We start from the raw sequence: 11,362 nt of genomic DNA on the forward strand, positions 1-11,362 counted from the left end.
TTCCATGCAAACCACTCTCGTAATTTTCAAACCAGACTGCGTGCTGCGCGGTCTCGTCGGCGAAATTATTTCTCGCTTCGAGAAACGCGGACTCAAGATTGTCGCGATTAAAAAAATGAAACTCTCGACTGAACTTTTGACTGAACATTACGGACATTTGAAAGACAAGCCTTTTTTCCCGGGAATCGTCGCCGCGATGCAACGCACGCCGGTAGTTGTTTTAGCTTTGCGTGGCGTCAACGCCGCCGAGGTCGCCCGCAAAATGGCAGGTGCGACGAATGCCCGCGATGCGGAAGTCGGCACGATCCGCGGTGATCTCGCAGTCTCGATTCAAAACAATCTCGTCCACATTTCCGATTCGCCGGAGTCAGCAGAAATCGAGGTCAAAAGATTTTTCACGGCAGAGGAATTGGTCGATCCAGCCGACGAGGAATTCGGCGTGCTTTATTCAAAAGATGAATTAAATTAAGATTGGGAAAACTTAATCCTTAGTCCTTAGTCCTTAATTCTTTGGTGGTGAAACGAGCCGAAATTTTTTTTAACGCACTCCGCCTGCCGACTGATTTTGTCGCGACCGCGAGTGCGTTTTTCGTCGCGCGCGCCATCCGTCTCAACCCAACTTTCCTGGCGAATTTTCAATCACCCGCCAACACGAATCTGGATTTCGGCGACTTCACTAAATTGGTCGCACTCGCGAGCGGCGGACTGATTTTGATTTTCGCGGTCAACGGAATGTACCGCATGCGCTCGCGGAATTTGGGACGCGACTTTCGCCAAATAATTTTCCTGGTCGCAGCCTGGCTGTTAATTTTGACGGCTTATTTTTTCTTCCGCCGCGAGTTCTTCTTCTCACGCCTCGCCCTCGCCTATGTCGGAATTTTAAGCGTTTTATTTATTTTGGCGGGACGGATTTTGGTGCGTTTTTTCCAAAGAATTTTTTGGCAAGCCGGCATCGGCGTGACGAAAATTTTGGTAATCGGGACGAATCCGAATTCGCTCGTACTGGGTAATTTCCTCGCGGGCAATCCGCGCTTCCGCTTCGCTGGCTTCGTCGAGGTAGCCAGCCCTCGACTCCGCTCGGGAGGGAAGCTGCCGCACGCCTTTCCGAAAAATCCGATTGGCGAACTCGCCGATTTGGAAAAAATCGTGCGCCGACGCGAGATTGGCGAAATTATTTTGGCGAGTCGGAAATTGTCGCACGAAAAAATGCGCGAGTTGCTCGCGTTTTGCCGCGTCAATCACATCGGTTTTTCTTTCGTTCCCGACCTGCTGGAAGTCCCGCAGAAGAATGTCGAAGTCGATGAGGTGGCAGGCATTCCGCTGATCTCGCTGCGCCCGACACCGCTCAACGGCTGGGGTCGCGTCGGCAAAAGAATTTTTGATTTCTGCGGTAGTTTGTTCTTTTTAATTTTGACCGCGCCGATTTGGCTCGTGACTGCCATCGCCATCAAGCTCGATTCGCGCGGCCCGGTTTTTTTCGTTCGTAAAGACGATGGCTCGAAAGTCGTCCGCGTCGGCAAACATGGTCGCGCTTTTGGCTTCGTGAAATTCCGCTCGATGCGTGCGAAGTCGGACTCACTGCGCTACTCGCGCGAATTGGCGGCGCAAAATACGCGCCGGAATTCTCCGCTCGTGAAAATCGAGAATGATCCCCGCATCACGCGCGTCGGAAAATTCATCCGGAAATATTCGATCGACGAATTACCGCAACTGCTCAATGTTTTGACCGGAAAAATGAGTCTCGTCGGACCGCGACCGCACCTCCCCGAGGAAGTCGCGAAATACCGCGCGCACCATCGGCGCGTCCTCGGCATCAAGCCGGGCATCACGGGACTCGGGCAAATCTCGGGTCGCAGCGATCTCGACTTCGAGGAAGAAGTCGCGCTCGACACTTGGTACATCGAGCACTGGAGCATTTGGCTGGATTTGAAAATTCTCTGGAAAACAATCGGTGTCGTGCTTTTCCCCAGTCACCGCGAGTAAAAGCAGCGGACGGAAAACAAAGCTGCAGTCTTATTGCGCTAATTTAAAACTGTTCCCAATTTGAAGTTAGCGGTTTGCCGCTAGGCTAAAATTAGAAATGAAAAATGAAAGCGAACTCCAAAAACATTTGCACTGATATCCCAGCTTAATTCTTAATTCTTACTAACTTAGTTCTTAATCCTTATTCCTTAGTTCTTACAAACTTAATTCTTACCAATGCGCTCCTACCGCCACCTCGACACCATCACGGCAATTTTCGTTGCCGTGCTTTTGATTTCGAATATCGCTTCGACCAAGATTGTGGCCTTCGGTCCTTTTTCTTTTGACGGCGGAACTCTACTCTTCCCGCTCGCTTACATCTTCGGCGATATTTTGACGGAAGTTTACGGCTACGCGCGCAGCCGCCGCGTGATTTGGCTGGGATTTTTGGCAGCCGCTCTGCTCGCCGGCGTGCTCTCAATCGTGAATTATTTACCGGCCGCGGCCGACTGGACCGGACAAGCTGCGTTCGCGACAATCCTCGGGCAAACTCCGCGCATCGTCGCCGCCAGTCTGCTCGCCTACTTCGCGGGCGAATTTACGAATTCTTTTGTCCTCGCCAAGTTGAAAATTTTTACTGCGGGAAAATATCTCTGGATGCGCACGATTGGCTCGACGCTCATCGGTGAAGGTCTCGATACTGCCATTTTTTGTCTGGTCGCCTTCGCTGGAGTTTTCAGCAATGAACTTCTGCTCGCCGTGATTATTTCGAATTATATTTTCAAAGTCGGCGTCGAAGTGCTCGCGACTCCGCTGACTTACGCCGTCGTCGCCTGGCTGAAACGCGCGGAGAATGAAGATTACTACGATCGCAAAACTAATTTCAATCCGTTCAAAATAGAGATCTGAATATGCGCAGCAGCACTATCTATTGACAAAACTAAAATTTATGAGAAAATCAGTGACCTCTAAATTTTAATGGTGACTAATCTTGAACCTGCAACCAATCAGCGACCCGAAGCTGAATCAGCTCAAATTGAAAACTTAAGAAAGAGAGTCGAACGCGCCTTTGCGACTCAGCTTTCACCAGTTGCCTTGCGGGATTTTTGTAAAAGATTTAGTGAAAATAAATGGCGCAAAAAAATCTGCGCTGATCTCGAAGAATTTGCACGAGAGGGACCAAGCGAAATGCTTGATCTCGCACTCTTGTCAGTACGAGAAGAAGAAGCTGAGCTGATCGCCGCATATCGGGACACGCTCGAACTGCTCGGCATACGCCCGCGCGAAAATTCTGATGGGACAACCACCATACTCCTCAAGCGAAAAACTCCGAAGCTTAGAGTCCAGCTGGATTAATTCTCAGCAATTTGCCGAAAGTAAAAATTGTGAGAAAATCACTCACCTTAATTTTTATTGCTTGAAAAATAGCCTTAATCCGTTTGCGCGATTCGAAGGTTTTTGCGAGAAACTGCACCGTGAAACTAAAAAGACAGAGATTGATCACTTTTTCAATGTTTGGTGTCATGAAAATTCTGCATTGGTAGTGTTTAATGAAGCTTGGGCAAGGCTTAGAAACGAAGAAGAACAATTACTCTTGCTTAGAAGATTAAGGTCGATTTTGAGAAAAAGAATGCGAAGATCTTTAATTAGCCCTGTTTTAAAACCGGGCGCACTTGAAAAAGATGGCAGGGATTGGAAAGCCATTAACGAGGCTGAACAAGGACTTGCGGCCTCTTGTTACCCAGAAGCGTTTAAGAAAGCTCGAGCTGCAATCAACTTCACAATTCGTAAAAAATCTAAATAACAAATTTGCCGAAAGTAAAGTTTTTCTTTAAAATCTCGCGGCTTATTTTAATTTTCAAAAATGGCTGAATTCGACCTCACTCACATCCGTAACATCGGAATTATCGCGCACATCGATGCCGGTAAAACCACGACGACCGAGCGCGTACTTTTCTTCACGGGACGCACGCACAAAATCGGCGAAGTGCACGATGGCGAAGCGACGATGGACTGGATGGAGCAAGAACGCGAACGCGGCATCACGATTACCTCCGCGGCGACTTACTGTGTTTGGAAAGATTGCCAGCTCAATATTATCGACACTCCCGGTCATGTCGACTTCACGGTCGAGGTCGAACGAAGTTTGCGTGTCCTCGATGGTGGCGTCGCTGTCTTCGACGGTAGCCAAGGAGTCGAGCCACAAAGTGAAACTGTGTGGCGACAATCGGACAAATACAAAGTTCCGCGCATTTGTTTTATCAATAAGATGGACAAAACTGGCGCGGATTTCGAGATGTCCGTGAACTCAATCTTGCAGCGCCTCTCGACCAAAGCCAGTCCGATTCAGCTCGCTATCGGCTCAGAGGCTGATTTCAAAGGCATCGTCGATCTCATCACGCGCAAAGCCATAATTTACAAAGACGAAGAAGGTCAGATTACGGAAGAGATTCCAATCCCGGCTGAGATGCAGGACGATGTCGAAAGATGGAGACTCGAATTGATTGAAAAAGTCGCCGAACACGACGATGAATTGATGCAGCTTTTCATGGAAGGCAAAGATCCAACGGTCGAACAATTGAAAAAAGGCATCCGCAAAGCGGTCATCAAGAATGAATTTTACCCAATTCTCTGTGGCACTTCGCTCAAAAATAAAGGTGTCCAACCGATGCTCGACGCAGTGAATGACTATCTGCCCTCGCCGCTCGATGTAGTCGAGTGGAAAGCGCACGACGCCGATGATGAAGAAAAAGATGTTCCGGTGAAGCCAGATCCGAATGCGCCAGTCGTCGCGATTGCTTTCAAAATCGCCGCCGATCCTTTCGTCGGTCGGATCACTTTCGTCCGCGTTTATTCGGGCAATTTGAAATCCGGTAGCTATGTGATCAATACTGCCAGCGGCGAAAAAGAACGAATCGGTCGCTTACTCCAGATGCACGCCAATAACCGCAAAGAAGTCGAGGAAATACCTTGCGGTGGTCTCGGCGCCGTCGTCGGTTTGAAAAAAACGAAAACCGGAGACACGCTCTGCGACGAAAAACACCGCGTCGCGATGGAAGCGATGACTTTCCCCGAGACGGTGATTTCGATTGCCATCGAGCCGAAGACCAAAGCCGATCAGGAAAAAATGGGCATGGCGCTCAATCGCCTCGCCGAAGAAGATCCGACTTTCAATGTGCGCTCGGACGAAGAAACCGGTCAGACGATTATCTCGGGCATGGGTGAATTGCATCTCGATGTCTTGGTCGATCGCATGAAACGCGAATTCAAGGTCGAAGCGAATGTCGGCGCCCCACAGGTCGCCTACCGCGAGACGATTACGAAGCCAGTCGAAGTCGAAGAGAAATACGCCAAGCAAACTGGCGGTCGCGGTCAGTACGGTCATGTCTTGATGCGTTTGATTCCGCAGGAACCGGGCAAAGGTTATGAATTCGTAAATGATGTCGTCGGTGGCAAGATTCCCCGCGAATATATTCCCGCCGTCGATAAAGGTATTCAGGAAGCACTCACGCGCGGTATCAGCGCAGGCTATCCGGTCGTCGATGTGAAAGTCGAGCTTTATGATGGTAGCTACCACGAGGTCGACTCCAGTGAAATGGCGTTCAAAATCGCCGGCTCACAAGCTTTCCAAAAAGGCGCCCGCTCGGCGAATCCAGCTATTCTCGAGCCAATCATGAAAGTCGAGGTCACCACGCCGGAGGAATTCATGGGCGATGTGATGGGCAATTTGAATTCGAAACGCGGTCAGATCAATGAGATGACTGATCGTGGCAATGCGAAAGTAATCCGCGCAATCGTGCCTTTGGCTGAGATGTTTGGCTACGCGACGGATTTGCGTTCGATGACGCAAGGTCGCGCGAATTACTCAATGGAATTCGGACACTACTCGGCCGTGCCGAAGAATGTCGCTGAAAAGATTATTGAGAAGCGCGGCGGCGGCAAGAAAGAATAATTTTCTTCGTCCGGGATTATTGTTTTGAACTAAATAAAAACCCTGATCTCAGGGTTTTTATTTTTGTGATTCAGCTTACGAATCCGAACCTGCGTAGATTTAAACAAATCTCGTAGGGAACGCAGATCTGCGTTCCCTACCTGTTTTGAAATACACCGTTCAAATCTTTATTCCACCACTTTAAACACCTGCACCTGCATCGTCACATCTATGGCTGGTTTGTCGTTCGCATCGCGTTCGACATTCGTGATTTGATCGACGACGCTCATGCCCGAGACGACCTGTCCGAAGACAGTGTGTTTGAAGTCGAGGAAAGTGTTGTCAGCTTGATTGATGAAAAATTGCGATGAGTTCGTATTCGCGCCACGATTCGCCATCGCGATGGAGCCACGGATATTCGAAAGTGTCGGGACGAATTCGTCCGCGAAATCCCCGCCCCAGATCGACTCCCCGCCCGTGCCAGTACCCAGCGGATCGCCGCCCTGAATCATGAAGTCTGGAATGACGCGGTGAAAAATCAGCCCAGCGTAAAATCCGCGTTCCGTAAGTCCGACAAAATTTTCAACTGTTTTGGGCGTCTGATCCGGCGTGAGTCGTAGCCAAATTTCGCCGAGGCTGGTCGTCATTTTGGCGACGGTGTCCCCGACGACTGCGCAGCGATCTTGTTTCGTAGAGTTTGCTTCACAGTCATAAGCTGGAATTTCACCGAGTGAAATGGTTTTGGCAGGCATGGTAGAGGCGTTAGTGGAACAAGGTGAGAATTCACAATCCGGCGGGACGCGCCCGACCGAGGAACCGTCCGGACAAATTTTGGCATCCTGAGTGCAAAACACGACGGCGTCGGATTTATCAGGAGCGTCGCTCTGATCGACTGGTACCGCGCCGCAACCCGCGAGCAAGAAAACAAAAGCGGAGGCAAAGAAAAATTTTTTCTGCATGGTAAAAATTAATTTAATTAGCTGGAGTAGTTGCGTCTTCAACGACAACCTCGTCTGAACTAGCCGCTGGCGTGACTGTCTCGGCAGGAGTAGTTGCGTCGGAGCTTTTTTCTTCGACTGTGATTTGGTCGCTCGCTGCTGGAATTAACGGAGCTGCGTCAGCTGTCCCGAGCGTACACTCGCCGCGGAAATACTGCCACTCGTCACATTCCTTGTTGGCAGAATCAGTGCAAACGCCAAATTGACCACCATTCGCATCCGCCCGAATTTCGTAGGCGAAACCGTCAACCAGACATTTGGTCGCGGCTGGATTTGCGAGACCAGTCTCGGCTTCACATTTATTGGCACTGCAATTTTCGAGCTTACCCGCAGCCGAACAAACGCAGGAATTGCAATCATCGCCGAGTGGAACCAGCTCGCCCGGGGCGTAAGCTTTTCCGCTCAGCTCGCAAGCCGTGGACTCTTTCGTAAGTTCCACATCGCCGAACGAACAACCCGCGAGCAGGAGGACCGACAAAGCTAGCAAAGTTTTTTTCATGTTTTGGGGGTTAAATTTTCTCGATTTTAACCTTTTCAATACGATTGCCGAGAACTTTTTCAATCGTAAGTTCCACATTGGCGACGCGGATTTTAGCATTTTTCCTTGGCATTTTAGCTAGCTTCTCAAGCAGCAGGAAAGCCACGCTCTTGCCGTCGAAACGACCCTTCTCGAGCTTCGTGCCGAGCAGCTCATCAATCTCACCAAGCGGCGCCGTGCCAGAAGCGAGCAAAGTGTGTGCGTTAATTTTTTCAATTTCTTCCGCCGCACTGTCCTGCTCGTCCTCAATCTCGCCGACGATTTCTTCGAGCAAGTCTTCGAGTGTGACGATCCCGAGCGTGCCGCCGTGTTCATCGACGACGATGGCGAGATGATTGTGACGCGACTGTAGCTCTTTGAAAAGTGAGCGCGTCGTCCGACTCGCTGGCGTGAAGACCGGCTCGATGAGCGACAATTTTTTGATTGGCGCCGTACGCAAACCATGCCAGGCGAAGAGTTGGCGGAAATTTAAAATACCGATGATCTTATCCACTGAGCCATCGAAGACCGGCAGGCGCGAAAAAGTATGTGAGTGGAAAAATTTTTCGACTGCGGCGACCGTCATGCCTTTTTCGATTGCCGCGATTTCGACCCGCGGCGTCATCACCTCATCGACGCGCGTATCGGTAAATTCGAGCACATTCTGAATCAGCTCTTTTTCGTGCTCTTTGATTTCGCCACTCTGAGTCCCGAGATGAACTGCTGCGACAATTTCTCTTTCAGAAATTTTTTCGATATGGTAAGCACCAAGCGCATGGAGCGTTTTTTCAATCGTCCAGGTGAAAGGTGTGAGAATTTTCTCGAATACTGTGAGTGGAAAAGCAGAAAACAGGGCAACATTTTCGGCATATTTTTGTGCGAAGGCTTTAGGGAAAATCTCACCGAAAATTAGGATGAGAAATGTCATCAAGCCGGTTGCGATTCCGAGCCCGAACGAGCCGAACATTTCAGTAGCAACGACCGTCGCGAGACCTGACGCGAGAATATTGACCAAATTGTTGCCAAGCAAAACCGTCGCGAGCAAACGCTGCGGACGACTCTTGAGCGCAACGACCAATTTGGAGGCACGCGATTTACGCTCGGCGAGCACCTTCACTTTCGCCGGCGAGAGCGAGACGAATGCCACCTCACTCGAAGAAAAAAACGCCGACAAAACTAGAAGGACAAAAAGCGTGAAGTAGGTAAAGAGATGAGGGTCTTCGGACATTTTGTAGGCGCAATTTTAACACAATTTCGGCTAAAATAATGCGGCTGCGGGCGTAGTATAACGGCTATTATGCGAGCTTCCCAAGCTCGAGACGCGGGTTCGACTCCCGTCGCTCGCTCCAGTCTTCGCCCTTCGGGCTACGACTGGCAGGCCAAAACAAGTTCTCCAATTTAATTATTTACTCATTGAGAATTGATTAATTAATTCGCTCCCGTCGTTCAACGGATAGGACTCAAGTTTCCGGAACTTGTGATGCAGGTTCGATTCCTGCCGGGAGCACCAAAAATTTTTGTGATGAATCTTATTAAAATTCGTTCCGCCTGCAAACTCGCCGATGCGATTCTCGCGGAAGTCGTTGGAAATTTGCGGCGCGGGAAATCAGAAATGGAAGTCGCGGCGGAAATTCGGAAGCTTGCGAAAACCAAAACGGACGGACTCGCCTTCCCGCCCATCGTCGCGTTTGGAAAAAATTCAGCCGAGCCGCACCACTCCCCGACTGGGCGAAAATTGAAGATTGGCGACATCGTGAAAATCGACCTCGGTTTTCGCGTCGGCGGTTTTTGTTCGGATTTGACGCGTACTTTTTTCACAGCCGAACCGACCGACTTTCAGCGAAAAATTTATGAGACGGTTTTGGCAGCGCAAAAATTGGGAATTCGCAAAACACGCAGCGGAATTACAGGAAAAGATTTGGATGCGTTCGCACGGAATTTTTTTGAGTCCGTAACCTTCCCCCCTTTCGCAAAGGGGGGTCAGGGGGGATTTGCGAAAAATTTCGTTCATTCACTCGGTCATGGCGTCGGCAGAAGAATTCACCAAAATCCGAAGATTGGACCGAAATCCAAATCGACCTTGAAGCTCGGCGACGTGTTGACGATTGAACCCGGTTTGTATTTCAAAAATCGTTTTGGCATCCGCATCGAGGACACTGTTTCGGTTGGGAAAAATGGCGCGGAGCTGCTCACACATTTCCCGAAAAAATTAAAAATTTTGAAAATCGGCTAAAATGCGTTGGTGCAAAAACAGCCAAAAATCGCGGTAATTCAATTCCCCGGCTCGAACTGCGAGCTCGAGACGGCACGTGCCGTCGTACGCAACGATATGCTCGCCGAGCATTTTCGCTGGAACGAGAAGAAGAGTTTGAAAAGCTTTGCTGGTGCGATTTTGGTCGGTGGCTTCAGCTACGAAGACCGCGGACGCAGCGGTTTGATTGCTTCGAAAGATCCGCTGCTGAAAGAAGTTTTTGCCCTGGCGAAGCGCGGTGGCGTGGTGCTTGGAATTTGTAACGGCGCCCAAGTCTTGGTCGAGACCGGACTCGTGCCGAATTTCGAATTTGGGAAATCGACGCTCGCACTCACCCACAACCGCCGCGTGAAAAATGGTGCCGTCGTCGGTGAAAATTTTTATAACGATTGGGTTTTTGTCCGCCCGCAAAAAAATCGCGCCAATGCCTTCAATCAGTTCGAGGAAGAAAATTTGCGCATTCCAGTCGCGCACGCCGAGGGACGCTTTTTTTCGGAAGACGCTGATTTGATTGGCAAAATCGTGGAAGAAAATTTGAATGCTTTTGTTTACTGCGATGCAGAAGGAAACATTCAGCCGGAATTCCCGACGAATCCGAATGGCTCGATTCTGAATCTCGCCGGTGTGACGAATGCGGCGGGCAATGTCTGCGCCTTGATGCCGCATCCCGAGCGCACGCCAATCGGCGATCCGATTTTTCAATCAATGCGCCGCTGGATCTTGGGCGAAGTCGAGAAACCCCAAGCGCGCAAAATTAAATTTGCTGCGCCGGTTTCGAAAATTTTGGCTGCGCCAAAAACTGACGTCGAACTTTTCGTGAAGCTAAAAATCACGGACAATGAGGCGCTCTCGGTCGGTCGCGCCGCTCAACTGGATTTAGAGAAATTCAGATGGTTTGGGTTTCAATTCACAAATTCGTTAACCCACGAGATATCTCGTGGGTTAACTCCAATAGTAAAAACCAATTTAGAAAAAATCATTCGCAGCGGCAGCTTATTAAATGCTGAAAAAGAAGAGGTTTTTGTGAAGTTCGCTGGCAAGGTGTGGAAATTTTCCAAAGACCACGGACTCGTCGCCGCGCAATTCGCGCTACCGAAAAATCGAATTCTCGCCCGCGAAAAAGAAGCCAGTCTCGACGAATCGCGCGAACAAACTTTGAATAACCTGCTCGGCAAATCCGCCGTCCGAAATTTCACCAGTGGAGTTTTGTGGGGCACAGAAGAAGCAAAAGCGAAATTTGAAAAAGCCATCGCAGCGAACTTTTTTCATCATCCAGCTGCTATGGAGTTAGTAGCTTGTAGTTTGTAGTCAGTAGATTTTTTACCTAAAAATGAAGAGTAATTTTCAAAAACTTCTCGTTTGGCAAAAATCGATGACTCTTGTTGCCGAAATTTATAAAGCAACTGAAACCTTCCCAGCGAATGAAAAATTCGGTCTAACCTCACAAATGCGCCGAGCCGCTGTTTCAATTCCTTCAAACATTGTCGAAGGATACGAAAGAGAAACCAAAAAAGATTTTGCGAATTTTTTAATTATCGCCAAAGGCTCAGCTGGCGAACTGGAAACCCAAATCCTAATCGCACTCTTGTTGGAGTATCTGCCAAAAGAAAAATCTGAAGTGATAAACCTAAAGATTGTCGAAATTAAAAAAATGCTCACTGCCCTAAGAAAAAAGATTCTACTGACTACTAACTACTGACTAC

The 11,362-nt window shown here is 49.3% G+C and carries 12 protein-coding genes and 2 tRNA genes; 11 read left to right on the plus strand and 3 right to left on the minus strand.

Annotated features, from left to right (window positions below):
- Positions 1-4 precede the first annotated feature (4 nt).
- The 6 genes from ndk (at position 5) to fusA (ending at position 5,914) form a co-directional block, all read left to right on the plus strand.
- Positions 5-469, plus strand: a complete 465-nt coding sequence (gene ndk / locus WCV72_03165) for a nucleoside-diphosphate kinase (GenBank protein ID MFA6458363.1) — start codon at positions 5-7, stop codon at positions 467-469.
- Positions 470-516: 47 nt separating this feature from the next.
- Positions 517-1,983, plus strand: a complete 1,467-nt coding sequence (locus WCV72_03170) for a sugar transferase (GenBank protein MFA6458364.1) — start codon at positions 517-519, stop codon at positions 1,981-1,983.
- A 216-nt stretch (positions 1,984-2,199) separates the two neighbouring features.
- The gene (locus WCV72_03175) at positions 2,200-2,871 is read left to right on the plus strand and encodes a queuosine precursor transporter (protein MFA6458365.1); all 672 of its coding nucleotides are present in this window, start codon (positions 2,200-2,202) and stop codon (positions 2,869-2,871) included.
- Between the two features lie 72 nt (positions 2,872-2,943).
- Entirely contained in the window at positions 2,944-3,318 is a 375-nt protein-coding gene (locus tag WCV72_03180) for a hypothetical protein (GenBank protein ID MFA6458366.1), read from the plus strand.
- 61 nt (positions 3,319-3,379) lie between these two features.
- On the plus strand, positions 3,380-3,766 hold the full coding sequence (locus tag WCV72_03185; GenBank protein MFA6458367.1) for a hypothetical protein: 387 nt from the start codon (positions 3,380-3,382) through the stop codon (positions 3,764-3,766).
- 60 nt (positions 3,767-3,826) lie between these two features.
- Positions 3,827-5,914 (plus strand): elongation factor G, encoded by a 2,088-nt coding sequence (gene fusA / locus WCV72_03190; GenBank protein MFA6458368.1) that lies wholly within the window; start codon positions 3,827-3,829, stop codon positions 5,912-5,914.
- 167 nt (positions 5,915-6,081) lie between these two features.
- On the opposite strand, the gene WCV72_03195 is transcribed toward fusA, so the two are convergent.
- From WCV72_03195 to WCV72_03205, 3 genes are all read right to left on the minus strand, one after another.
- Positions 6,082-6,540 carry a peptidylprolyl isomerase gene (locus WCV72_03195; protein ID MFA6458369.1) on the minus strand — a complete coding sequence of 153 codons (459 nt, stop codon included), beginning with the start codon at positions 6,538-6,540 and terminating at the stop codon, positions 6,082-6,084.
- A gap of 325 nt (positions 6,541-6,865) precedes the next feature.
- Positions 6,866-7,390, minus strand: coding sequence for a DUF333 domain-containing protein (locus WCV72_03200; protein ID MFA6458370.1), 525 nt, complete (start codon positions 7,388-7,390; stop codon positions 6,866-6,868).
- A gap of 10 nt (positions 7,391-7,400) precedes the next feature.
- Complete coding sequence (locus WCV72_03205) at positions 7,401-8,636, minus strand: hemolysin family protein (protein ID MFA6458371.1); 1,236 nt, start codon at positions 8,634-8,636, stop codon at positions 7,401-7,403.
- Positions 8,637-8,682: 46 nt separating this feature from the next.
- Between WCV72_03205 and WCV72_03210 the strand changes: the two genes are divergently transcribed.
- From WCV72_03210 to WCV72_03230, 5 genes are all read left to right on the plus strand, one after another.
- A tRNA-Gly gene (locus WCV72_03210) sits at positions 8,683-8,757 on the plus strand.
- Between the two features lie 86 nt (positions 8,758-8,843).
- Positions 8,844-8,918 (plus strand) — tRNA-Arg (locus WCV72_03215).
- Between the two features lie 12 nt (positions 8,919-8,930).
- On the plus strand, positions 8,931-9,641 hold the full coding sequence (locus WCV72_03220) for a M24 family metallopeptidase (protein MFA6458372.1): 711 nt from the start codon (positions 8,931-8,933) through the stop codon (positions 9,639-9,641).
- Positions 9,642-9,650: 9 nt separating this feature from the next.
- On the plus strand, positions 9,651-10,967 hold the full coding sequence (purQ, locus tag WCV72_03225) for a phosphoribosylformylglycinamidine synthase I (protein ID MFA6458373.1): 1,317 nt from the start codon (positions 9,651-9,653) through the stop codon (positions 10,965-10,967).
- 22 nt (positions 10,968-10,989) lie between these two features.
- Positions 10,990-11,358, plus strand: a complete 369-nt coding sequence (locus WCV72_03230; protein MFA6458374.1) for a four helix bundle protein — start codon at positions 10,990-10,992, stop codon at positions 11,356-11,358.
- Positions 11,359-11,362 lie beyond the last annotated feature (4 nt).

The sequence above is a fragment of the Patescibacteria group bacterium genome (assembly GCA_041665585.1).
In the GTDB taxonomy this organism is placed as follows: Bacteria; Patescibacteriota; Gracilibacteria; order JAHISY01; family JAHISY01; genus JAHISY01.